General features: G+C 43.9%; 17 protein-coding genes and 3 tRNA genes. 11 read left to right on the top strand and 9 right to left on the bottom strand.

Going from position 1 to position 24,414, the window contains the following annotated elements; all coding sequences use genetic code 11:
• Positions 1 to 36 precede the first annotated feature (36 nt).
• Positions 37 to 747 carry an SDR family NAD(P)-dependent oxidoreductase gene (locus WDV74_RS15245; RefSeq protein ID WP_338883646.1) on the bottom strand — a complete coding sequence of 237 codons (711 nt, stop codon included), beginning with the start codon at positions 745 to 747 and terminating at the stop codon, positions 37 to 39.
• Positions 748 to 1,240: 493 nt separating this feature from the next.
• On the opposite strand from WDV74_RS15245, the gene WDV74_RS15250 reads away from it, so the two are divergent.
• The 4 genes from WDV74_RS15250 to WDV74_RS15265 all read left to right on the top strand — a co-directional run bounded on the left by WDV74_RS15250 (position 1,241) and on the right by WDV74_RS15265 (position 5,080).
• The gene (locus tag WDV74_RS15250; protein WP_338883647.1) at positions 1,241 to 1,873 is read left to right on the top strand and encodes an NAD(P)H-dependent oxidoreductase; all 633 of its coding nucleotides are present in this window, start codon (positions 1,241 to 1,243) and stop codon (positions 1,871 to 1,873) included.
• A gap of 256 nt (positions 1,874 to 2,129) precedes the next feature.
• Complete coding sequence (locus WDV74_RS15255; protein ID WP_338883648.1) at positions 2,130 to 2,807, top strand: AAA family ATPase; 678 nt, start codon at positions 2,130 to 2,132, stop codon at positions 2,805 to 2,807.
• A 36-nt stretch (positions 2,808 to 2,843) separates the two neighbouring features.
• Positions 2,844 to 3,746, top strand: coding sequence for an AvrD family protein (locus WDV74_RS15260; protein ID WP_338883649.1), 903 nt, complete (start codon positions 2,844 to 2,846; stop codon positions 3,744 to 3,746).
• A gap of 143 nt (positions 3,747 to 3,889) precedes the next feature.
• Positions 3,890 to 5,080 (top strand): acetyl-CoA C-acetyltransferase, encoded by a 1,191-nt coding sequence (locus WDV74_RS15265; protein ID WP_338883650.1) that lies wholly within the window; start codon positions 3,890 to 3,892, stop codon positions 5,078 to 5,080.
• A gap of 379 nt (positions 5,081 to 5,459) precedes the next feature.
• Here the strand turns inward: WDV74_RS15265 and WDV74_RS15270 are convergent.
• Positions 5,460 to 5,535 (bottom strand) — tRNA-Gly (locus WDV74_RS15270).
• Between the two features lie 382 nt (positions 5,536 to 5,917).
• On the opposite strand from WDV74_RS15270, the gene WDV74_RS15275 reads away from it, so the two are divergent.
• Complete coding sequence (locus WDV74_RS15275; protein ID WP_338883652.1) at positions 5,918 to 9,280, top strand: indolepyruvate ferredoxin oxidoreductase family protein; 3,363 nt, start codon at positions 5,918 to 5,920, stop codon at positions 9,278 to 9,280.
• A 97-nt stretch (positions 9,281 to 9,377) separates the two neighbouring features.
• On the opposite strand, the gene WDV74_RS15280 is transcribed toward WDV74_RS15275, so the two are convergent.
• From WDV74_RS15280 to orn, 3 genes are all read right to left on the bottom strand, one after another.
• Positions 9,378 to 9,453: transfer RNA gene (locus WDV74_RS15280), tRNA-Gly, on the bottom strand.
• 54 nt (positions 9,454 to 9,507) lie between these two features.
• Positions 9,508 to 9,583 (bottom strand) — tRNA-Gly (locus WDV74_RS15285).
• A 217-nt stretch (positions 9,584 to 9,800) separates the two neighbouring features.
• A complete protein-coding gene (gene orn / locus WDV74_RS15290) occupies positions 9,801 to 10,346 on the bottom strand; it encodes an oligoribonuclease (protein ID WP_338803962.1) in 546 nt (181 codons plus the stop codon).
• 123 nt (positions 10,347 to 10,469) lie between these two features.
• Between orn and rsgA the strand changes: the two genes are divergently transcribed.
• The 4 genes from rsgA (at position 10,470) to WDV74_RS15310 (ending at position 17,133) form a co-directional block, all read left to right on the top strand.
• Complete coding sequence (gene rsgA / locus WDV74_RS15295) at positions 10,470 to 11,528, top strand: small ribosomal subunit biogenesis GTPase RsgA (RefSeq protein ID WP_338883653.1); 1,059 nt, start codon at positions 10,470 to 10,472, stop codon at positions 11,526 to 11,528.
• 94 nt (positions 11,529 to 11,622) lie between these two features.
• On the top strand, positions 11,623 to 12,528 hold the full coding sequence (gene asd / locus WDV74_RS15300; protein WP_338883654.1) for an archaetidylserine decarboxylase: 906 nt from the start codon (positions 11,623 to 11,625) through the stop codon (positions 12,526 to 12,528).
• Positions 12,529 to 12,568: 40 nt separating this feature from the next.
• Positions 12,569 to 15,913 carry a miniconductance mechanosensitive channel MscM gene (gene mscM / locus WDV74_RS15305; protein ID WP_338883655.1) on the top strand — a complete coding sequence of 1,115 codons (3,345 nt, stop codon included), beginning with the start codon at positions 12,569 to 12,571 and terminating at the stop codon, positions 15,911 to 15,913.
• A 14-nt stretch (positions 15,914 to 15,927) separates the two neighbouring features.
• Positions 15,928 to 17,133 carry an MFS transporter gene (locus tag WDV74_RS15310; protein WP_338883656.1) on the top strand — a complete coding sequence of 402 codons (1,206 nt, stop codon included), beginning with the start codon at positions 15,928 to 15,930 and terminating at the stop codon, positions 17,131 to 17,133.
• Between the two features lie 151 nt (positions 17,134 to 17,284).
• Here WDV74_RS15310 and WDV74_RS15315 read toward each other — a convergent pair whose 3' ends face one another.
• The 4 genes from WDV74_RS15315 to recQ form a co-directional block, all read right to left on the bottom strand.
• Complete coding sequence (locus WDV74_RS15315) at positions 17,285 to 17,716, bottom strand: carboxymuconolactone decarboxylase family protein (protein WP_338883657.1); 432 nt, start codon at positions 17,714 to 17,716, stop codon at positions 17,285 to 17,287.
• A gap of 863 nt (positions 17,717 to 18,579) precedes the next feature.
• Positions 18,580 to 19,380: a sugar/pyridoxal phosphate phosphatase YigL gene (gene yigL, locus WDV74_RS15320; RefSeq protein ID WP_338883658.1), complete on the bottom strand. Its 801-nt coding sequence runs from the start codon at positions 19,378 to 19,380 to the stop codon at positions 18,580 to 18,582.
• A gap of 21 nt (positions 19,381 to 19,401) precedes the next feature.
• The gene (pldB, locus tag WDV74_RS15325; protein ID WP_338883659.1) at positions 19,402 to 20,373 is read right to left on the bottom strand and encodes a lysophospholipase L2; all 972 of its coding nucleotides are present in this window, start codon (positions 20,371 to 20,373) and stop codon (positions 19,402 to 19,404) included.
• A gap of 147 nt (positions 20,374 to 20,520) precedes the next feature.
• Positions 20,521 to 22,347: an ATP-dependent DNA helicase RecQ gene (gene recQ, locus WDV74_RS15330; RefSeq protein ID WP_338883661.1), complete on the bottom strand. Its 1,827-nt coding sequence runs from the start codon at positions 22,345 to 22,347 to the stop codon at positions 20,521 to 20,523.
• Positions 22,348 to 22,631: 284 nt separating this feature from the next.
• Between recQ and WDV74_RS15335 the strand changes: the two genes are divergently transcribed.
• On the top strand, positions 22,632 to 23,117 hold the full coding sequence (locus WDV74_RS15335) for a thioesterase family protein (protein WP_338883663.1): 486 nt from the start codon (positions 22,632 to 22,634) through the stop codon (positions 23,115 to 23,117).
• A gap of 325 nt (positions 23,118 to 23,442) precedes the next feature.
• The gene (gene rarD, locus WDV74_RS15340; RefSeq protein ID WP_338883664.1) at positions 23,443 to 24,333 is read left to right on the top strand and encodes an EamA family transporter RarD; all 891 of its coding nucleotides are present in this window, start codon (positions 23,443 to 23,445) and stop codon (positions 24,331 to 24,333) included.
• The last annotated feature ends 81 nt before the right edge of the window (positions 24,334 to 24,414 follow it).

Here is a 24,414-nt window from a genome sequence, read left to right on the forward strand (position 1 = left end):
TCTCCCGTCAATACCCGTGTCACGCCCGAAGTCCTGTCATGAAGCTGCTCCGAATGAAAGCTTTCCACCAAAGATCATGGAATGTGTGGTACGGGCAGCATTCATCTGCCAGAACTGTTCAGCAACGTCTTCCGGATCCACCGAGGTTTCGTGCTGTACAGAACCTGCCGATTTCTTCACAAAACCGTTAACCACAACTTCACCTACATAGATGCCGTGCTGCGCAAGAGTTTGTGTCAGCACTCCGGTTGCTTTATGTTGTGCAGCCACAGAAACAGCCAATGCACCGAAATCCTTGGCAAAGCTGTCGATATCCGAACCGTAGAAGGCCATCACCCCACTGGTGGCCAGAACAGCGCCCCGGGTAACTTCAAGATCGGGCTGAACCGCCTGCACAGCGGCAATATACCCGACGACACGTACCGCAAGACTCTGGGAGAGAGCTTCCGGTGCCGTGGAGAGTAAATCTCCGTCAATATCACTGAAAGCATTCCAGTGTAGGATACCCACAGGCCCCATATCGGCACGAATATCCTCCATGACACGTGATACTGCTGCCGTATCACCAAGGTCGGCGACATAGGACTGCACCCTGATGCCGTCGGCCTGAAGCGATGCTACAGCGTCAGATAGTCGCTGTGCATTTCGGGCTATCAGAGCCACTGGATGACCTTCGGCGCCGAATCGCCGAGCAACAGCATCAGCGATGGCAGGCCCGTACCCGCAGATAACGATGGTATGTTTCATAGTTCACTCTCCTGTTCAAATTCCCCAATCCAACTACAACGTTGGAGTTTATATTAGTCTCATTTTGGTATCGCGACAACTCACTTTGAACGGGAAAGGTGCTAATAGCTTAGGGTACTAAAGGAACAAAACGCAGAATTCTTGAGGCGCCCGTGGTCGAGTTTTCACGATACGGACCCGACACCACGACCTAACGAATGACCTATTATTTCATACGGATAGAATGCTTCATGAATGTGGACTGAATGCTCCTTACAAACTTGAAATAATTTTAGATCCTAACCCAATTAATATTCTTGACTTAGCCAAAACCAATCAATAAACTTAATAAAAACGCCAACGTTTTAGTTGGCAAATTAAAAATGATATAAAAAAATATGCCCGGTTACAGATAGGTTATTCTCAGAAATTCATTTAATAACGAAATCTCGTTATTCCACTTATGGCAAGACAGCCATAAGGCTTTCTGCTGATCAATTTAAGGAAAGAGTTCATGAAGTTATTACACATCAATGCATCAACACGTGCTTCCGACAGCCAATCACTGGACGTTGCGAATACCTTTATCAACGAGTTGGGCAAAAACAGCAGCAATCTTCAAATTGATACATTTAATCTTTTTGAGGATGAGCTGCCTGAATTCGATGGCCTTGCCGTTGGCGCAAAGATGGCATTATTCTCGGCTAGTGATTTCAGCGCAGACCAAAAGCAAGCATGGGAAAACATCAAGAAAGTCTTCGATCGCTTCGCCTCAGCGGATGCTTATATCTTTAACGTACCCCTCTGGAATAACAGCATTCCCTATAAACTCAAACAGTTCATTGACGTAGTAACACAGCCAGGCTGGGCTTTTGGCTTTGATCCTGCGAAAGGTTATTCCGGTCTACTGACAGGGAAAAAAGCTATCGTCGTCCATGCCAGCGGTGTGTACTACGATGGCATTCCCGAAGCGTTTGGTTCAGATTTTGCCACTGCATATCTAGAGGACTGGCTCAAATTTATCGGTGTGGAAACAGTGGAACATCTCCATGTAGCACCTACTGTCATGAATGCTGACTATACAAAAACAAAAACCGAAGCCAAATCTAGCGCAAAAAAATTAGCAAATGAATGGACAAATGATTAATTTCACTAATTTATTTTGTATTTATTAATATGAAATACTTTTAGGCATGCCTGTCGTAATTCGACAGTTGCATGTCCCTCTACAGTGAAGTTAATTTTTATGAGTTCAGTCTGGAATAAATAACAAAAGAGCTTTGTATTTCCGGCCTGGGAATAGTGGTTGTAGTCATTTCCCGCAGATTGACTGGAAGAATAAAACCAGCCATTGCCCAGCGCTCGGTGGTGCTTTCGCTCAATTAATCTATGGAGAAGATAAAATGCGTTTAGGCATAACAGGAACTTATTCATCCGGAAAGACACTGACATCACTCGTGGTCAGTCATCTGCTGGCTCTGCCCCGTACCGAAGCCAGAACAATGCGCGAAATTCTGCCCGACGCCGCACCAGGTAAAACACTGGAGGAAGTCTCTTCCGCACAGTTGATTCAAATGATCGTGACTCGCCATACCGAACGTGTACTTCATGAGCACCTCAAGTCACCGGATTTTGTCTCTGATGGATGTTCATTGCAGGAGTGGATCTACGGTAGTGTGCGCGTGAAATATGGCATTAATCCCAATCAGTCGATTAGCTTGGCACCGGGAGAGGCCGTGACTAAAACACCGGAGCTAGCTTATTTCGAAGAAATGATGATTGAACTCGGGAAGTTATTTAAAAGACATGTAAAACAATCATTCGATCTTTTTGTCCATCTGCCAAATGAACTTCCTCTGGCAAAAGATGGTCACCGGCCAGTCAACGAACAATTCCGCTCAGCTTCCGATAGTTTATTAAAAGATACTTTTGATGAGCTCGGGATCAAATATGTGATCGTCGGCGGAACGATGGAAGAAAGGGTTGAGCGGATTGCAGAACTTGTTGGCAGAAAACCGGTTATGTCGGTGGCCGATGCTATCAAGCTGGCACAGGATGAGTATAAGACGCTTATCCTCTGATTACCTTGCACCACATAATAACAATAAGAGACGTTTATGAATCTTTCATATTACAAGGAAATAGATGAATTTCTTGGCGTCCGCAACTCCCGTTACTTCGGCGACGGATATTTGCGGACAAACCAGTCAGTTATCAACTTCAGATTACTAGAAGGGGCCGATCATCTTCGCTTTATATGCACCGGACAAGTATTCCTTCCGGATGTCTGGTCACAGAAAGGGAAGAATCACCAGACTCCGCATCTAAGTACCATTGACGTAATCGAGTTGTCTATTGAATGCTTGAGGCAGTTGCTGGCCAACACCCTACAGAACAACATAATTCGCAACGGATCCATCCGCACACTCAGCATTATCGCAGGGAATAAGCCGGTTGAAACCTCACTGGATAATATCGAGATTTCCGGTAAAGCGACGAAAGACAGCAATGGTAACTACGTGCTAGAACTGGCTATTGCAAATATGATGCTGGAGATCGTTTATGTTTCCACAACGAATGCCGGTCTTCCCGTCCTATCTCCCGGAAAGCAGCCCGTTGAAGTGTCCAGTGTGATGATCCACTCGGATGACGAAGAATCTACCGCCTCGGCAATCGTGACACCATTAGCCGTTTGTACCAACGAAACATGGTCGGTCTCAAGTTGTTTTGCGGCATCGTTACAACTTGGTCAGACACTGTTGTACAACCTAGACAAAGTGGATCGTGCCAAAAGCAACACACTGTGGATGAAGCGAACGACAATCACGTTCTCACAGGAATTATCCCGCTCCACGCAGCTATCGCAACCAATTTTTACAAAGCTAGAAAACGTGAAGAAATACACGAAAGCTGACGGTGACTGGCGCCGGGCTGACATCGTGAGCGTGATTTGCAATGCGAAAATCGTTTGTTCAGTGACGCATCGCCTGCCGACTAAACAACAGCAAGAGCTTAACTGAGCACCAGACAAATAACTCCGCAGTGCATCTTTCTGTAAATCTCGCCCTGACCTAAGTACACAAGATTTCTGCAACGGGTCAGGACGAAATTCGTTAGATAGAAAACTGTGTGCGCTCTTTCAGATCAGTAAAGAGGGTTAGATATGGGGAAATACAAAAATGTTGTTTTTGTAGCCGCCACACGTACAGCAATTGGCAGCTTTCAAGGGAGTTTATCAAGCCTGTCCGCACATCAATTGGGGGCGGAGGTGATCCGCAATATTCTGGACAACACCCACCTGGATGTGGGTCAAATTAACGAGCTTATTCTGGGACAAACGCTGACGGCTGGATGCGGTCAAAACCCGGCACGACAGACGGCAATTTTCGCAGGATTACCGTACTCTGTTCCCGCGATGACTGTGAATAAAGTGTGTGGCTCAGGCCTCAAAGCTGTGCACCTGGCCGCTCAGGCTATCGGCAATGGCGACGCCGATCTGATTCTTGCTGGTGGCCAGGAAAACATGAGCCAAGCACCCTACCTGGTGCCCATGGCACGTACAGGGCTTCGACTAGGAAACGGTGTGTTTCAGGACAGTTTGATCCAAGATGGACTCTGGGATGCCTTCAATGACTATCACATGGGGATCACCGCAGAAAACCTAGCGGAACGCTATTCCATCAGCAGAGAAGAACAGGACGCCTACGCACTGGCTTCTCAGAAGAAGGCCGCTGATGCGGTGACATCGGCACGATTCAGGGATGAGATCGCTCCTGTCAAAATTTCCCAGAAAAATAATGAAGTACAAGTATTTGATACCGATGAACAACACCGTCCAGACACAACGCCTGAAAGACTGGCTCGTCTTAAGCCGGCTTTCAAAAAAGATGGTACGGTCACAGCAGGAAATTCTTCCACCCTGAATGATGGCGCGGCAGTGTTATTGATGGCCAGTGAAGAAAAGGCTGCACAATTGGGCCTACCCGTTCTCGCAACAATCAGATCCTATGCCAGCGTTGGGGTGGATCCGGCCGTGATGGGCATTGGCCCAGTACCGGCCACACGTCTGGCACTGGCACGCGCAGGCTGGAGTATTGACGATCTTGATCTGATTGAAGCTAACGAAGCCTTTGCCGCTCAGGTCCTAGCCGTCAACAAAGAGCTAGGCTGGGACACGGACAAAGTGAACGTGAACGGCGGAGCAATCGCACTAGGTCACCCCATTGGGGCCTCCGGTGCGCGAATACTCGTTACGCTGATTCATGAGCTACGACGTCGAAACCTGAGAAAAGGCCTTGCAACACTATGTGTCGGAGGCGGCCAAGGTGTGGCAATCACTCTTGAGCGCCCTTAATTACAAAGTCACCTAACAAAGTGCTGGTGAACACGCAGGGTTCACAAGGCCTTACAACGCTACGGCGCCAGTGCGTACGAAGTTAGCCGTTGTACATAGACACCCTGCGTCGAGCATATCAGCCCCGACAAACATACGTGCAACCCAGAATCCCTCTCACCATTCGACCAATCCCAGAATCAGGAAAGACAGATGGTCTGCCTCAAAAACATGAGGCATGTTCCTACATCCTGTCCGGCAAGAGAATAGCCTACGTTTTATTGGTATAAAACTTACGCCACGACTTCTCATCAGGCACCGTTGCGTCAAGGAGTTTTAAGGAATAAAGGAAGTTTTTCAATGAATTACAGATAGAAATAGGCGTCTGAAGATCAAAAATTGGAGCGGGAAACGAGACTCGAACTCGCGACCCCAACCTTGGCAAGGTTGTGCTCTACCAACTGAGCTATTCCCGCGTCGCTGACAGCTAATATGATTAGCTTGAGATGCCTGAATACTGATTCTGAAGCCCAGTAACCTTATGAGTTACAGGAAATTTCTAAATCCTACATATCAGGAATGGGCGCCATTATGAACGCCTTCAGATAAGATGGCAAGTCCTTTGCTTTACTCCCGAATTAAACGCTCAAAAGATATTCGCCCCAGTTTGACACAAAAAATCCCTACCGTAACCCCAACAGTTATCTGGAATACCAAACAGCACAGAGTTAACATTAAATAAACAATTAACCAACATCTAATAAGATTTATGCTTGTCCTAACGATTTTGTGGAAATAGATTAACAACAATTTTCGTTGTTAATTAGATAATTATTCTCTTAAGAGAGGGTCAGGAACATGGCTCGATATTATCAATCTAAATTTGTCACGGGTAATGAGGCGCTGGTTGACCTTCTACTCGCTCAAGCTGAGTTGGATGAAATCCACAATCTCAACACAGCGGGGTTCGTTTCAGGTTATCGTGGCTCTCCTTTAGCCCGCTTAGATCAAACATTATGGCAACACAGCAAAGCACTTATCCAAGCTAACATTCGTTTTCAACCAGCCATTAATGAAGATCTCGCAGCCGATGCACTGATAGGTACACAAAAAGTCGAAACAGATCCAGACAGACAAGTTAACGGCGTTTTTGGTATGTGGTACGGCAAAGGGCCTGGTGTCGATCGTTCCGGTGATGCACTTAAACATGGCAATGCCTACGGCTCCTCACCAACCGGTGGTGTGCTGGTTATCGTCGGCGACGATCACGGTTGTGTTTCTTCTTCCATGTCCCACCAATCCGATCTCGCGATGATGGCATGGAGTATGCCTATTTTGCACCCAGCATCGGTTGCCGATTATATGAGTGTCGGTTTATGGGGCTGGGCGGCATCACGTGTCAGCGGCGCATGGTTTGGTTTTAAAGCAATCAGTGAAGTTGTGGAAAGCGGTGCTGTCAGAGAAAGCAAGCCATTCCCTGATTATAAAATTCCCCACGTTGATCCTGGCCCCGATGGGTTGCATTGGCGCTGGCCAGATCTCCCTGGCCCACAAATTGAAAAGCGCCTGGCCTATAAACTAAAAGCCGTCGAAGAGTTCGCTAAACTTAACCCTATTGATTACCTGCTCGCCCCCTGCGAACAGCCACAGGCTCTATTGGTAACGGTTGGCAAGGCCCATAAGGATGTTATGGAAGCCCTGCGTATCGGGGGCCTTACACCGGCTGATCTGGCCCAACAAGGCGTCGCTTTTCTCCATGTCCGTTTAGTTTATCCTTTATCACCACTTCTCAGCGAACTTGCTACCCAAGTCAGTCATATTTTTATTATTGAAGAAAAAGCCGCCATCGTTGAGATGCTGCTGGCTCATCAATTAGTTAAGTTACAGAAAATGGCCAATCTAATAGGTAAGCATAACCAGCTTGGTCAGAGGTTATTACCTACTGATGTTGAACTACGCCCTTCACGGGTTGCCGCCCCACTTTCTGGATGGTTACACCAATTCAATTTATTTCTCTCCGTGCCACCCGAATGGTCAACGACTACCATTCAGCACGATACAAGCTTACCTAAACGCACACCGTATTTTTGCGCCGGATGCCCTCATAGCACGTCAACTCGCTTGCCAGACGGTAGCCAAGCTCAGCCTGGTATTGGATGCCATGTTATGGCTACGTGGATGGATCGCAATACCGGAAACGGCCTCTTGCCAATGGGGGGAGAAGGCGTCGACTGGATAGGACACTCTCCATTTGTCAATCGTTCCCATGTCTTTCAAAACCTGGGCGATGGCACCTATTTCCATTCTGGTCACTTAGCCATTCGCCAATCAGTCGCCGCAGGAAGCCACATTACTTACAAATTGCTGTTCAATGATGCTGTGGCAATGACAGGTGGGCAACCGCTGGATGGGAATATCACCCTATCGCAAATTGTTTCTTTAATGATTGCTGAAGGTGTGAAAGAAGTGGTTGTCGTGACGGATGACATGGATAAATATAAAAAACACCTTCCTGCCAAGGTAAAGATCTATGAACGAGATTATCTGGAAGATGTACAGAAACGTCTTCGAGATATCGTTGGCGTAACGGTACTCATCTACGATCAAGCCTGTGCCACAGAACTCCGTCGTAAAAGGAAACGGGGGTTAGCGCCAAAAGTGACGCGGCGCGCCGTCATCAATGAATTGGTCTGTGAGGGATGTGGCGACTGTCAAATACAATCAAATTGCCTCGCCGTCATTCCAGTCAAAACGCCTTTAGGCACTAAACGCAAGATAGACCAACACGTCTGCAACACAGATCTGTCCTGTCTGAAAGGATTCTGCCCCAGCTTTATCACTGTCGAAAATGCCAACCCACGTGCAGATCTCAGTAAGATCATCACACAAGCTGAGTTAGATAAAATTATCCACAAACTACCTCAGCCAACACTGGCTTCTGCTAAAACACCTTATGAAATCCTATTAGTCGGTATCGGTGGTACAGGTATCGTCACCGCAGGGCACCTACTGGCAAATGCTGCACAATTAGATAATTGCTTTGTGAGTCTGCTCAATTTTACCGGATTTGCGCAAAAAGGCGGGGAAGCTATAACCCATGTTCGGCTATGCCATAACAAGGATACACTGCATCAAGTCAGGATTGATCGCGGACGTGCTAATCTGGTTATCGCCGCTGATTTAGTGGCTGCCACCGGGCAAAACGCACTGGAAGTGATGTCGAGGGGATCAACAAAATGCATATTGAACACTCATGAAACCCAAATCGGTACGATGCTTCGCTCTCCTATGCTGGATCTGGATCACCCTAAAATGTTAGATATCCTGAATCAGCATACACAGACATTACTCCCCATTGATGCAGAAATAATGGCGACTCATTTAGTCGGTGACAAAGACCAAACCAATATCATATTAATGGGTTATGCCTGGCAGCTCGGCAAACTGCCAATCACACTATCAGCCATCGACAATGCCATGCAAGAACTAGGAGCTTCAGCGGATAATGCCCGACGAGCTTTCTGTATAGGCCGCATCGCGGCAGCACAACCCGAAATACTGCAAAAACACCTTAATATTATGCCGCAAGAAAATATAAAAAGTCTGGACGATCTCATCATGCATCGGTATCAATTGCTGGTTGATTATCAAAATGAAAGATATGCGATGCGTTATCTCAGCCGTATTGCCCAGGTTCAAATGGTGGCTCAGCAGATCGACGCAGAAGAAATTACTCAATCCGTTGCGAAAAACTTATTCAAGTTAATGGCATATAAAGATGAATATGAAGTCGCCCGACTCTACGTTAAAACCGGTTTTTTCGATAAGCTCCGCTCGCAATTTGATAATACAGATACCATCCGTTTTCACCTTAGCCTTCCTCTCTTTAATCGCAAAGATCCCCGTACAGGCCAACGTGGAAAAAAAGAATATGGTGCGTGGATCGTTCCTGTATTGCGCTTTCTTGCCGCATGTAAATCACTACGTAGTACTGTTTTCGATATTTTTGGCTATCAGGAAGAGCGTAAACAGGAAAGAAATTTGCTGCTTGAGTATGAGCGATTAATTGATTTTTTAATCGAAAAAATGGAACGCAATAATCTGGCAACTTGCCTGCAACTCGCCGAACTGCCTGATCAAGTACGTGGTTTTGGTCATGTGAAACAAAAAGCGATGAAACGCATGTTGGAAAGTAAAGAAGCGTTGTTGAAAACGTTATAAAATAAGTTGGTAATTTATTCTCTTATAACGAAAAAAGGGCCATCAGGCCCTTTTTTCTATGACTTGCAGACTTTTATCACATCTACAGTCCTGAATTTGGAGCGGGAAACGAGACTCGAACTCGCGACCCCAACCTTGGCAAGGTTGTGCTCTACCAACTGAGCTATTCCCGCATTTTGTGTGGCTTGCATTAAGCCTGACTTGGCATACCCGAATAAATCTTAATTTGGAGCGGGAAACGAGACTCGAACTCGCGACCCCAACCTTGGCAAGGTTGTGCTCTACCAACTGAGCTATTCCCGCATATATTCTGGTATATCGTACGGTTGAAATTCTTCACCGGTACGGGGAGCGCATTATACGAGAAATTATTTCTCTGGCAAGTCCCACAACACAAAAATTTGTATTTTTCCTCTGATTGATGATTAAACCAGCAAACAATCCGCTTAACCACCAATGCAGAGATTAATTTACGTACAAATCTTATATCAAATGCCGCTCTTTACTTTTGGACCACATTTTATTTCTGGATAAAATGTTCGCGGTAATACACCAATTCAGCAATGGATTCCCGAATATCATCCAAGGCCTGGTGGGTATTTTTCTTACTAAATCCCGACAACATTTCAGGTTTCCAACGACGGGCCAATTCTTTCAGGGTACTGACATCCAAGTAACGGTAGTGAAAATACTTTTCTAACTCTGGCATATAGCGAAACAGGAAACGACGATCTTGCCCCACGCTATTGCCACAAATAGGTGATTTTCCTGCCGGCACCCATTGTTCCAGAAAAGCAATGGTTGCTTTTTCAGCTTGCGCATCACCAAACTGGCTCTGCTTTACACGTTCGACTAATCCACTCGCAGTATGCGTCCGCACATTCCATTCATCCATTAATGCCAATTGCGCATCCGGCTGATGAACCGCAATTACAGGCCCTTCTGCAAGGATATTCAATTCCGAATCGGTGACAATAGTCGCAATTTCAATTATGCGATCGCGCTCGGGATCTAGGCCCGTCATCTCTAAATCTATCCAGATAAGATTGTTCTCACTTTTTGACATGATATATCCTAGTTTCCTTCAAAAGAGGTAGTCTGTATCTGTGAGGTATCATAACGTTTTTGATCACTCACAGCGATGATCAGCAAGATAGATGAAAGATAAACAAAAAATAAGTGAGGTTCGGTGGCTAAAAGTAAACTCTCTAAAGGGCAACAGCGCCGTGTGCAAGCGAATCATCAGCGCAAGCTGAATAAGGCCAATGCCCAAAAGTCAGAAATGGATGACAGCCAGTTTGGTGAGCCACAAGAAGGGTTGGTGATCAGCCGATTCGGGCAACATGCTGATATTGAAGCAGCCGATTCTTCTATACAGCGTTGCAATATCCGCAGAACAATCCACTCATTGGTCACAGGTGATCGCGTTGTATGGCGCCCCGCGCTACAACTCCAGTCTGATGTCAAAGTAAATGGTATCGTAGAAGCGGTTCATGAGCGCACTTCCGTTCTTACTCGTCCTGACTACTATGATGGCATCAAACCCATCGCATCAAATATTAACCAAATTGTGATAGTTTCCGCTATCTTACCTGAGCTTTCGCTGAATATTATCGATCGCTATTTAGTCGCATGTGAAACACTCAATATCGAGCCGCTGATCGTACTCAATAAAATTGACCTGTTAGATGCCGAAAGCCGTGAATGGGTTAACGAAGTCATGGAGATCTATCGCCATATCGGCTATCGCGTACTGGAGGTTTCCAGCTACACCGGCGAGGGTATCCCTGAACTGACCGCACTGCTGGCTAACAAAATCAGTATCTTTGCTGGCCAATCTGGTGTCGGGAAATCCAGCTTGCTCAATACCCTGTTGCCCGACATGAACGAAGATATTCTGGTCAATAATGTCTCAGATAACTCAGGCCTCGGTCAGCATACCACGACCACAGCACGCCTTTACCATTTTCCACTGGGGGGAGATGTGATCGACTCTCCAGGTGTCCGTGAGTTTGGCTTGTGGCATCTAACGCCAGAACAGGTTACACAAGGTTTTGTCGAATTCCGCGAATATCTGGGAGGGTGCAAGTTCCGTGATTGCAAACATCTAGACGATCCTGGATGTGCCCTAAAAGAAGCATTGGAACAAGGCACCATTGCTCAGGAACGTTTCGAAAATTACCACCGGATTCTGGAAAGCATGGCACAGGTTAAACCACGCCGAAATTTCACAAGCGCTCAAAAATAAGACAATAATTAACGATACCCTGACATTAAAAATAATGGCAGGTACAATAGTCGACTTTTGTCCAATTTGCCAAGAAAAGATCCAAGAGGTTGACGTGCTGGATAATTTTAAAATTAACTTACAATATTTACTGCCAAAACAATGTATTACAAAACTGGCAGGTTGGTTTGCCAATAAAAAAGCAGGCTGGCTGACGCAGCTTGCCATCAAAGCTTTCGCGAAGGCCTATAAAGTGGATATGAATGAGGCGCAAGATCCTGCATTCACTGCTTATTCAACATTCAATGAATTTTTTGTCCGCCCCCTTAAGGAAGGCATTCGCCCTATCGCCAATGAAGCCCACCAATTGGCCCTGCCAGCAGACGGCACCGTCAGCCAGCTTGGGGCGATCCGCGAAGATCAGATTATTCAGGCCAAAGGCCACTATTACACTATAGAAGCACTGCTGGCAGGACAGTATCAACTGGCCGAACAGTTCCGTAATGGTCAATTTATCACGACTTACTTATCGCCAAGGGATTATCACCGTGTCCACATGCCATGCGATGGCGTGCTCAAGGAGATGATCTATGTCCCTGGCGATCTGTTCTCAGTAAATCCCTTGACGGCAGCCAATGTGCCAAATTTATTTGCGCGTAATGAACGCATCATCTGTTTATTTGAGACGAAATTCGGCCCCATGGTGCAAATTCTGGTTGGTGCGACCATTGTTGGCAGTATTGAAACTGTCTGGAGTGGTTGTGTCACACCTCCGCGTGAAGGCATCATCAAGCGCTGGACCTACCCTACAGAAGGTCAAGAAGGCGTCATTTCCCTCAAAAAAGGCGAGGAAATGGGACGCTTCAAGCTGGGTTCAACCGTGATCAACTTGTTTGCGGCTAATCAAATTAATTTTGCCAACAACTTATACAGTGGTTCACAAACCCGTATGGGAGCCATAATGGCGCAAACTGTCACATCAGAAGAACCCACAGTAAATAACGATGAATCAATGAATTAAAGATATCATCAGCTAATTTATAACCAAGGAGCCCCTTATTGTGCGCCTGATTATCAGTTTACTTCTCAGCCTCTTAATTGCGAGTCCGGCTTTTGCTTCTGTGCCTCAGTTGGATGAAACCCAACTAAAACAAGAACTGAAGCAGGTTGGAGGCAGTAAACGCTCACAAGATTCTGAAATCGCACATGCACTTCAAGGGGCAATAAATTGGGTTAATGATACAAAATCCGCCAATGAGCGTTCCCAGAAATATCGACAAGCAATTGATGAATTTCCTAAAATCATCAAAGAACTACGCCAAAAAATCCTTGCTGAAGACAATGCCGCTACCCCCATTCCGGCTAACCAACCTATCAGCAATTTAGAACAGCAAATTATCCAGACAAATAACGAATTACAGGAACAAGGGCGCCAATTACAGCACGAACAGGATAAGCTCCGAGAAATCAGTGATTCCATGAGTCAATTACCTCAACAGCAGGCTGAAGCAAAGCGTTTGCTAGCTGAGGCAACTTCTCGGTTCCAGTCTCTGGATTCACCTTCCACGCCACTGGCCAAAGCGCAATTGGCGCTGGCGCAAGCAGAAGTCAATGCCCGTAAGGCGATGGTTGATGAACTGGAGATGGCTCAACTTTCTGTCAATAATCGTCAGGAAATTGCGCGCATACGCGCAGAATTATACAAAAAACGTTATCAACGACTGGATGTTAAACTCCAGCGATTACGCAGCCAGTTAAATACCCAACGCCAGCAGAAAACGGAATCTGCGCTGGAATATACAGAAATGCTGGCGGAGCAGAGTGGTGAAAAACTGCCAAAGTTTTTGCAGGAAGAACTCCAGCAAAACCGCCAATTGTCGCAAATGCTCAACCAGCAAACCCAGAGAATGGAAGCCATTGGTTCAAAACAGCGCAAGGCCAACAGCGAAATTCTTTTTGTCCTCCAAACACTCAATACTATCCGTGAACAAGCACAATGGCTAAACGATTCCACTGCCCTTGGTGAAACCTTGAGGGCGAGAGTCACCCATATTCCCGATATGTCAAAATCCCAGCAAATTGACAGAGATATTGTCGAATTGCGGGTCGAAAGACTGAAATATGAGGAAATGCTGGACCAGTTGCAACGGCCTCTTGAGCAAACATTGCCCTCATATCACACTCTGACGCCAGAGCAAAAAAAGGTCTATGAGTCACTTATCCGCACCAGGAAAGAACTATTAAATTCCCTGCTATCAGGATATGACAATGAGATCCTGGAACAGACACAATTCAAGGTTATCACCAACAAATTAAATGATGCCCTGAAAGAAGTTCAGGATGCTACCCACCGCTATCTGTTCTGGGTAGCCGATGTCAATCCTATATCGCTCAATTATCCATTGAAGGTGGTGCAAAATCTGACGCGTCTGTTATCTCTGGACACATTCTCTCAGTTGGGCGCCTCTATCCACAGCATGTTAACCAAACAAGATACTCTGCTCTATTTGCTGGGTACTTTATTACTGGTTATTTTTAGTGTTAGTTCACACCGCCAGTATCATGCTTTTCTTGAGCGTTCGAGTAATCGCATCGGGAAAGTGACACAAGATCATTTCTCTTTGACTATGCGCACCGTTTTTTGGTCTGTTGTCGCGGCATTACCGTTGCCAATGCTTTGGTCAGCCATTGGTTATGGGTTACAAAATGCATGGCAGTATCCGATGGCTACCGCAATAGGTAACGGTGTCCGTGAAACCACCCCCGTTCTGTGGATCTTTATGCTCAGTGCGGCCTTTGCCCATCCCAATGGTCTATTTATCGCCCATTTTCGCTGGCCGGAAGAACGCATCAAACGAGCGATGCGTTTCTATCGCCTTTCCATTTTCCTGATCGTGCCTCTGATGATGGCATTGATCACTTTTAATCATTACAAAGACCAGGACTTTATCGCAACCCTCGGCAGGCTATGTTTCATCATGCTCTGTATCTCGCTGAGTTTGGTCACCAGTAGCTTAAAACGCGCCGGCATTCCACTCTATATGGACAAACATGGTTCAGGCGAAAATATTGTTAGCTCTGTTCTATGGTGGATACTGCTCTCTGCCCCAATCTTAGCGGCACTTGCTTCAATCCTGGGTTATCTGCAAACCTCACAGGCACTATTAGGTCGTCTGGAAACCTCTGTCGCTATCTGGTTCTTCCTGCTGGTCATTTACCACATTATACGTCGATGGATGCTAATCCAGCGCCGTAAGATCGCTTTTGAACGGGCAAAACAACGCCGCGCAGAAATATTGGCCCAACGCGCCAAAAGTGAAGAAGATTCTGGCAATATCAATAGCAGCGTAGAGGGATCAATCGAGATTGAAGAGCCAGTCATCGATTTGGATGCCATCAGTGCCCAGTCGTTAGGGTTGGTACGCTCAATTCTGACAATGACAGCACTGGTTTCACTTATTCTATTGTGGTCTGAACTGCATTCAGCCTTTTCTTTCCTTGAAAATATCCGGCTTTGGGACGTGAGTACAACCATCAATGGTGTTGATAGCATTCAACCAATTACTCTGGGTTCCGTATTAATTGCAATCTTAGTTATTGTTATTACTACGCAACTCGTCCGTAACTTACCCGCTCTGCTGGAACTCGCCCTGTTACAGCATTTAGTGCTGACACCGGGAACAGGTTATGCCATTACGACACTTACCAAATATAGCATTACCCTCATTGGTGGTTTGGTAGGTTTTTCTCTGGTGGGTATTGAATGGTCAAAAATACAATGGCTAATTGCTGCAATGGGGGTTGGGCTTGGTTTTGGCTTACAGGAAATTTTCACCAATATTATTTCTGGTCTGATCATCTTATTTGAAAAACCGATCCGCATTGGTGATACCGTGACTATCCGTGGCCTGACAGGCAGCATCACGAAGATCAATACACGGGCAACAACCCTGTCTGACTGGGACAAAAAAGAGATTATTGTTCCCAACAAGGCCTTTATTACAGAGCAATTTATCAACTGGTCATTGTCTGACACGATCACGCGTATCGTCCTGACAATCCCTGTGCCGGCTGATGTGGACTCTGCAAACGCCACCGACATATTGATGTCTGCCGCCAAAAGCTCACCCTTTATTCTCGATAACCCAATGCCGGAAGTGTATTTAGTGGATTTGCAACAAGGTATTCAGATTTATGAACTACGTGCCTATGCTGCCGAGATGGGGCATCGTATGCCTGCCCGTCATGAAGTACATCAACATATTTTGCAGGAATTCCACAAACATGATATCACCTTGCCATTCCCACCATTTCAGGCACGGGTTGATATTTTTGGACAAGAGATCCGCAGTGCTACAACTAACTTCACGGGCCGTAATCCCCCACGCAGGCCGGGAGAACTGTAAGCCTATATAACCACATGACCAAACGTATACCTTTTCAACTTAGCGGATTACTGGCATTCAATGGCGTTTCTATTCTAGGAAATGCCATTACTGAAATTGCTATCCCATGGTTGATTTTGGAAATATCGGGCAGCCCACTATTAGTTGCAGCCATAATGTCTGCAAAAATCCTTCCCCTGCTCTTTTCCATTTTCTTTAGTGCTCAATTAGTGGATAAATATGGAGCATATCGCATTTCCTTATTATCTGATTTAGTCAATTTTTTCAGTGTGTTGTTAATTCCTCTGTTTTACACCATGGACGTCCTGAATTTTTACCTGTTGGCGGTCTTACTGATATTCTCCACCATTTTGGATTCCCCTGGACGTTTAGCGAAAGACGTCATGCTGGCAAAAGAAATCAAACAGAATAAAAGCGAACATGAATTGATCAATGGTATCAACAGTACGGTTGAGAATATTTGTGATCTGATCGGTCCCATCGTTGGTTCATTGATTATTGCCACGCTCGGTACACTCAATGCCCTGTATTTCGATGCGGTAAGTTTTTTGATAACTACATTAGGACTGATTATTCTGAAAAAACATTTTGTCGCCAATATCAATGAAGTGACTGAAATTCCCTCACAACCACACCATTATTTCCTTGAAGCATTCAGATACATGATATCTGAGAAAGAACTTCTCGCCGTACTACTCATTAGTGCAATAGTAAATTTTGTGATTACACCATTTCTGATCATCTATTTACCCTATGTGAATAAACAAGAATTTAATTCTGTATTAAGCCTCGGTATCTCAATGACCAGCTTTGGCATAGGAACAACGCTCTCTTCACTACTCTATGGTGTTTATGGCAAATATTTTCCCAGCAACCGTATTATCATTACCAGCTACAGTCTATTTGTCCTATGCCTAATATCTTTGGCGCTATTTAACGGACAATATGCTTTTTTCATTCAGCTTTTCGCTATTGGTATTTGCATCGGATTTTCTGCTCCCGTTGAAATGACTCTGATTCAACGTCAAGTACCCGAAAATCTATTTGGCAGAATAATGACGCTATTCTCCTCCACACGATTTCTTGCTGTGCCTGTTGGGTATCTCTGTTTTGGTACGATACTGGAATCCAGCCTTGCCAAGCAAACGCCATTACTAATGGCTTTTGTGGTATCAGGGGGATTAATAATTTATTGGTTAATGTGCAAGAGAATTAAATAAAGCCAGGGATATGTCAGTTCGTTATGCCTAATATCTATGATTTTTGATTTGGATAATATTTCCTTTTAAAAGGAGGGAGCGTACTCCCAACTTCCAGAAGAAAAATTTCCTTTTAACTCGCTCAAAATAACTACGATGAAATCAAATAACATTAATGACGCATACCGATTGCTAATCGATTCATCCCATTCATAAGCGCAATCGCAAAGGTCAAATCAGAAATTTCCTGATCCGTAAAGTGATCTTTCAAGGGTAAATAAGCATTATCATCTGCATGTGTCGTTACAACGTGAGTAAGCGCTTCGGCCCACTCCAACGCCGCTTTTTCACGGGGAGTAAACTGACTACTCACTCGCCATCCGGCTAATTCAGCTAACCGACGTTCTGCCTCTTGATTTTCGCGCAAAACTTGAGAATGTTTATTTAAGCAGAAAGAACAACCATTGATTTGAGATACTCGCAAATAGATCAACTCAACCAATTGCAAACCTAACTGACTATTTTCCAGACCTTCTTTTACAAAACGAAAACCTTGAAGTAACTCTGGAGATAAGTTGTAGTAAGCAAGGCGTAATTTACTCATCAATAATACTCATTATATTAATATCTAAAGGAACTATATTAAAAATGATTACTTTAAGTAAAGGAAAGCATTATTTTTTATAAAAAATGTTTTATTTAAGTTAAAAAAGCATAAAAGGAGAATTGATTCAAATTTATATAATTTTCTACGATAATTATTTAATTAAATAATTAACAAAAAATTCCACAAAAGGAATAAGTGGAATTTTATATTACGTGGAAAACTAAACAATTAATTTTTTCACACTCTAATTTTAACTTACTGATTTATACAATAAATTGAAAATTCTTAGCGATATATCCGATATTAATACTTTCTTCTTGGATCAGTGCCGTACTCATTATCATCCTGAGTATCTCCCAAAAGAGTAAATACGAATAAAATAAGTCGACGTATTGTTACGGCAAGACTTGGAATAAAGGTAACAATGATATGCATTAGCAACAATGCAAAACCAGTAGTATTATTAATTTTTGAACCCAATACTGTAATGGCCAGAAATACAACAATGTTAAATAAATATAACTTTCAACATTATTTACGAAGGACACGATCAGATAATTCAAAATATACCAATATAACTTCAAGATGCATATGATTTCTCCCCATTAATAATATCACTTTAAAAAAATAACTTGCATTAACATAATAAATGCAACACCGTTATGAACGAAGTAAACGCGTGAGTATTCCTTTAAATAACTATCTCATATCCAATATTTAATAAAAAAGAGAACCACACTCAAATAAATTGGAGTTTAAATACAAGTTCCCACCAGCATGGTTGATTATTTGACTGGAAAAATCACTTATCAATAAGAAAACAGCATCACACGGATGCTGTTTTCAAACAATTAGCGTCTTTAAACCTGATACATTTTCCGTAAATAACCAGAAACAGCATCATCCGCATTGGAACCAATGACTTCCATCTCAGGTAAAATATTTTTTAAACGCTGGTGCGCTCCCTGCATAATGCAGCCTTTACCGGCCACACTTAACATTTCCTGATCGTTCATACCATCGCCAAATGCAATGCAGTCATTTAATTGATATCCAATCAATTGGCAAACTTGCTCTAATGCATGACCTTTAGAAACACCACCAGCCATTACTTCCAAACAATTTCTCAGTGAAAAACTGACATTAACCCTTTCCCCCCAACGGGCTTTAATCCTCTCTTCCAAATCCACCAAATAATCATGGTCTTCACTGGTGTAGTAAACCTTGCATACGCCATCTGTGGGAAAATTATCGCGCTGAAAAAGTTGGTAATGGAAAACAGACTCTTGGAAAAATTCTGTCTGTTCAGGGGATTCTCGATTTATTAGCCAATCATCGTTATTAAAATAATTAGTCAGGATATCAGGATTATCAAACTCCAATAAACACAAATCATGGGCAATATCAGGATCTAAGTTATGGCTAAATATCAATTCATCCTGGGTATTGTGAACCCTTGCACCGTTGGAAGTGATCATATAAGCATCAATACCCAATCCATCACGGATCTGTCCCACATCAATATGATGCCGCCCTGTTGCAAAAACAAAATGAATCCCTTGTTCCGTTAATAAGTTCAACGTTTCCTTGGTGTATGGGGTTAATTTATGGTCGGGAGATAACAAAGTGCCATCTAAATCTGAAGCAACAACATGATACATGGTTATAGTTCCTAAACTAAATCAATTCTGGTCAAAAAAATCACAAATTGCATTAAGAGCCTGCGCTCGCAATGCATCTTTTTCGAACAAAATTTCGTGATGAGCCCCCTGGATAATCAGAGGATTTTGGTGAGATGCACAAAAAGCCAATAACTCCCGATTACTTACTATCTTATCTTCACTTGCTTGTAATACGATGAGTGGAGTTTGAATTTTGCCCGCATTTTCAATCAGACTATCGCCCATCAGCATACTTTCACGCATCCAATGGTAAGTTGGCCCTCCAAGGCGCAATTCAGGATAATCAGCATAGTAGCGCAAATAACGCTGATAACGCGCATAACTGTGCGTTAATAGATTGATAAAATAGGGTAATGGCCGCCATTGCCCCGTTGATAGGGCATAAGCGTTACGTCTTTTGACATTGGGTTCTGCCTGGTTAACCAGAAAATTTGCCAACCAGCGAGGCATTGGTAAATTAATACCAAACATCGGCGCACATAACGCCACAGCACGAAAAATCGGCTCCTGGTAACGTATCAGAAAACGACTCAAAATCGCGCCACCCATCGAATGGGCCAGAGCATAACAACGATGAGACTGACGAGGCACTACTTCAAGTTCAATAAATTTCACTAAGTCATCCACATAATGATCGAACGCTTCAACATGGCCTTTTTGCCGATCATCCAACATACGCCCTGAACGGCCTTGCCCACGATGATCTATAATGAAAACATCGTAACCCAGATGATAAAAATCATAGGCCACTTCAGGGTATTTCACATAACTTTCACTACGACCAGGCAAAATAACGAGTGTTTTATCATGATGGCGGGAACAAAAGGAGACATAATGGATGGGAATATCATCAATTCCTACAAATTGCCGTTCTTCTCTTGTTTGCCAAAAATCCAATAATAGTCCATTCGTAAAGGCTGAGAACTGAGGTTCACGGTTTAACCAGCTAGCTTTCAAGATCTCAGATACCATTCTTTACCCTTAGTTCATTGTCCTTTATGCCAATCCAACTTCAAGTTGCAGCTTGCAAATCAATGTGATTGTTTATATCTCCCCGCGAAGCGGGGAGATATAAGACGCATATTGAAAGGCGATTGGATAGTTTTTCAAATCTTTCAGTTACTCAAATTCTTCAAAATGCTCTCGGATTAAGGTCATAAAGGCATCACCAAAACGCTCCAATTTCCGCTGACCAACGCCATTAATCAGCAAAAGTTCATCCGGTGTTATTGGGCACTGTTCTGCCATCTCAATTAACGTGACATCATTGAAAACAACAAAAGGTGGAATATTGTTTTCATCAGCAATGGACTTACGCAATTTTCGCAACTTAGCAAATAATTTGCGATCATAGTTGCCGCTGTACGATTTGTTTTGCTGATTACGGCTTTTTAAGTTTTGGATACGTGGTACGGCAAGTTGTAGAGACACTTCGCCACGTAATATCGGCCGAGCAGCTTCGGTCAATTGCAGAGCAGAATAGTTGGCAATGTTTTGGCTGATAAGCCCCAAGTGAATAAGCTGACGCAAGACGCTCATCCAATGTTCCTGACTCTGTTCTTTACCAATGCCATACACAGGCAGTTTGTCGTGTCCAAAATCTCTAATGCGTTGATTATTTGAACCACGTAGCACTTCTACAATATAGCCAATGCCAAAACGTTGTCCAACGCGATAGATACAAGACAGCGCTTTCTGTGCTTCTACCAGACCGTCGTAACGTTTGGGAGGATCAAGGCAAATATCACAGTTGCCACACGCTGTTTGGCGACTTTCTCCGAAATAATTCAACAATACCAAACGCCGACAGGTCTGTGCCTGTGCAAATGCGCCCATAGCATTGAGTTTATGCCGCTCAATATCCTGTTGTTCACCGGCGGGCTTTTCTTCTAAACAGCGACGCAGCCATACCATATCCGCAGGATCGTAAAACAGCACCGCTTCCGCCGGTAAACCATCTCGCCCAGCCCGGCCAGTTTCCTGATAATAAGATTCGATATTACGGGGAATATCAAAATGCACGACAAAACGCACATTAGGTTTATTAATTCCCATACCAAATGCAACCGTTGCTACAACGACCTGCAAATCATCTCGCTGGAAAGCATCTTGTACCCATGCCCGTTGGCTGTTTTCCAACCCTGCATGGTAAGGCGCAACACTTATCCCCCGCTTTTGCAGACGCTCCGCAGTTTCTTCTACTTTATTACGACTATTGCAATAGATAATGCCACTTTTTCCCTGCTGGCCACGGACAAATGACCAGAGCTGATCAAGCGGTTTGTATTTTTCAACTAAGGTATAGCGAATATTCGGACGATCAAAGCTGCTGATATGGATAATCGGCTCATGCAACTCCAATAAACGCACGATATCCTGGCGGGTCGCTTTATCTGCTGTGGCTGTTAATGCGATCACCGGAAGATCGGGGAAGCGACGACGAAGTTGCCCTAATGCTCGATATTCTGGGCGAAAATCATGCCCCCATTGAGAAATACAATGAGCTTCATCGACAGCCAATAAAACAGGCTGCCAGTCGCGAAGTTGGTCAAGAAAATTATCCGTTACTAACCGTTCAGGGGCGATATAAAGCAGTTTAACACTCCCATTACGGCAACGTTGAATGATATCAAATTGCTGTTCACGACTTTGAGTTGAGTTCAGACATTCCGCTTCAACGCCATTCGCACGTAGCTGATCAACCTGGTCTTTCATCAATGAAATGAGTGGAGATACAACCAGAGTCAGCTCATTTTTAACCAATGCAGGGATCTGGTAGCACAGTGACTTACCGCCTCCTGTCGGCATAACCACCAGACAATCTCGTCCGTCAAGAACGGCGTCAATAACTTGCTGCTGTCCCGGACGAAATTGCTGGTATCCGAATGTTTTTCGTAATGCTTGTTCAGCCAGCGATGCCGTGCTGATAAGTTCTGCGGTAGACACGACTTTCCTCGATCGTTAGAAGCTAATCCCTGAAAAAGCCTAAAAATAGGCTATAAAAATACAGCTGCGATCCAATCACCTGTATATAAAAAATTACCGCTTATTCTACACGCTATATGATTATTTTTTGTAGCCCGTTTTTTTCCCATGAATTGTTTCTCGAAGCGCTTCACAGGCTGGCAAAGTCGATCATGAAAGCATAAACTTAACAATCCATTAACTATATTAGCCCATTTAATGCCTGTTGATTTTACTTTTCATTATCAGGTTATCAGGAAAATCACATGGAAAATATTCAACCAGTAGACACCATCTTAACCTCAGAAGAAGCCCGTAAATTTATAGGTGAAATCTTTGTTTATCATATGCCATTCAATCGCCTATTGGGTCTCGAACTGCTCCGCTTCGAACAAGACTACGCAGAACTACAATTTTGTTACCAAGAGAAATTAATCGGCAATATGATCCATAAAATTTTACACGGTGGTGCAATCGCTTCCATATTAGATGTTGCTGGAGGGCTGGTTTGTGCAGGCAATACATTGACATCAATTGAAACAATTACCATCGCGGAGATCCAAAAACGCCTAACGACATTAGGGACTATTGATTTGCGAGTGGATTACCTACGCCCCGGACGTGGTGAAATATTTACTGCCAGTTGCAATCTTATCCGTGCAGGCAATAAAGTTTCTGTCGCCAGAATTGAATTGCATAATGAAAAACAAATGCATATCGCCAGTGCGGTGGGAACTTATTTGGTTGGCTAGAATTTTGGGACTTATACTTTTGGTTTTATATTTTTGATCTTACAAATTGAAGGTGCTGATGGGAAATATATAATTTCGCTTTTCTCCTCTCACACCTTCGTAATCATTATTAAATTGTATAAATATAGACATCTCAATTAGTTAAACATAAAAATTTAGCATATAGTGCTAATTGGCTGATAAGTAGAAACGTTTAATTTATTATTCATGTTATTAACTACTTGTAAATCATTTATTCAAATGACACATTGTATAGGTCCATGAGCTATCACCTTAGCAAGCTCTTCTTAATTTTCTGAACATTCTCTAAACATTCAAGGATATTATGAGTAACCAACAGACTGCCAAAGGTATCTTGTATGCCTTGGGGGCTTATCTTATCTGGGGATTGGCCCCTATATATTTCAAGACCATACAATATGTACCTCCCGATGAAATCGTGTCTCATCGTGTTATATGGTCAGTTTTTTTTATGGTACTGATGTTGACACTGACTCGTCACTGGCGCCAGGTTTGGGTTGTTGTCCGCCAGCCGAAGATACTGCTGCTGCTAGGCATCACAGCCTTCACTATTACCAGTAACTGGCTCACCTATATTTGGGCAGTCAATAATGGGCATTTACTGGAAGCAAGTCTGGGGTATTTTATTAACCCGTTGGTTAATGTCCTGTTTGGTATGATATTTCTTGGTGAACGTTTCCGCCGTATGCAGTGGGTTGCTGTAGGATTGGCCTTTACCGGTGTCTTGATCCAGCTATGGCAGTTTGGTTCTATCCCCGTGATTGGTTTATATTTAGCGACGACGTTTGCGGTCTATGGTCTGATCCGCAAAAAATTGGGCGTTGATGCACAGACAGGTATGTTGGTTGAAACAACCTGGGTATTCCCTGTCGCCTTGATTTACCTGCTGTTTTTCACCCATAGTCCAACAAGTAATATGCTGGATAATACGTACTCTTTGAACCTTATGTTGATTGCTGCCGGTATTATTACAACGGTGCCTCTGCTGCTCTTCACCGCGGCCGCTGCGCATCTGCGTTTGTCTACGCTGGGCTTCTTCCAGTATCTTGGCCCAACATTGATGTTCTTGCTGGCAACGTTAGTTTATGGTGAGGAAATAGGACCAGATCGTTTAATCACTTTTGGCTTTATTTGGGCTGCCTTGATTCTGTTTACTCTGGATGCGCTCTATACGCAACGCCGTTTACGGAAATAGCTCAATTCTTTCAACAACATTCCTAAACTGACCCAAGGTGTTATCTAAAATATCTATACCAATCTAACGTCAAGATGCGTG

Source organism: Xenorhabdus sp. TH1 (assembly GCF_037260955.1).
GTDB classification, from domain to species: Bacteria; Pseudomonadota; Gammaproteobacteria; order Enterobacterales; family Enterobacteriaceae; genus Xenorhabdus; species Xenorhabdus griffiniae.

What these genes read in the sequence shown, in the direction of transcription:
- pldB (WP_338883659.1), bottom strand. Translation starts at nt 20,373, where the DNA reads ATGGTATCTGAGATCTTGAAAGCTAGCTGGTTAAACCGTGAACCTCAG.
- yigL (WP_338883658.1), bottom strand. Translation starts at nt 19,380, where the DNA reads ATGTATCATGTTGTTGCTTCAGATTTAGATGGCACTTTGTTATCTCCC.
- WDV74_RS15250 (WP_338883647.1), top strand. Translation starts at nt 1,241, where the DNA reads ATGAAGTTATTACACATCAATGCATCAACACGTGCTTCCGACAGCCAA.
- WDV74_RS15335 (WP_338883663.1), top strand. Translation starts at nt 22,632, where the DNA reads ATGGAAAATATTCAACCAGTAGACACCATCTTAACCTCAGAAGAAGCC.
- WDV74_RS15265 (WP_338883650.1), top strand. Translation starts at nt 3,890, where the DNA reads ATGGGGAAATACAAAAATGTTGTTTTTGTAGCCGCCACACGTACAGCA.
- WDV74_RS15275 (WP_338883652.1), top strand. Translation starts at nt 5,918, where the DNA reads ATGGCTCGATATTATCAATCTAAATTTGTCACGGGTAATGAGGCGCTG.
- orn (WP_338803962.1), bottom strand. Translation starts at nt 10,346, where the DNA reads ATGTCAAAAAGTGAGAACAATCTTATCTGGATAGATTTAGAGATGACG.
- WDV74_RS15255 (WP_338883648.1), top strand. Translation starts at nt 2,130, where the DNA reads ATGCGTTTAGGCATAACAGGAACTTATTCATCCGGAAAGACACTGACA.
- WDV74_RS15310 (WP_338883656.1), top strand. Translation starts at nt 15,928, where the DNA reads ATGACCAAACGTATACCTTTTCAACTTAGCGGATTACTGGCATTCAAT.
- rarD (WP_338883664.1), top strand. Translation starts at nt 23,443, where the DNA reads ATGAGTAACCAACAGACTGCCAAAGGTATCTTGTATGCCTTGGGGGCT.
- WDV74_RS15260 (WP_338883649.1), top strand. Translation starts at nt 2,844, where the DNA reads ATGAATCTTTCATATTACAAGGAAATAGATGAATTTCTTGGCGTCCGC.
- WDV74_RS15315 (WP_338883657.1), bottom strand. Translation starts at nt 17,716, where the DNA reads ATGAGTAAATTACGCCTTGCTTACTACAACTTATCTCCAGAGTTACTT.
- WDV74_RS15245 (WP_338883646.1), bottom strand. Translation starts at nt 747, where the DNA reads ATGAAACATACCATCGTTATCTGCGGGTACGGGCCTGCCATCGCTGAT.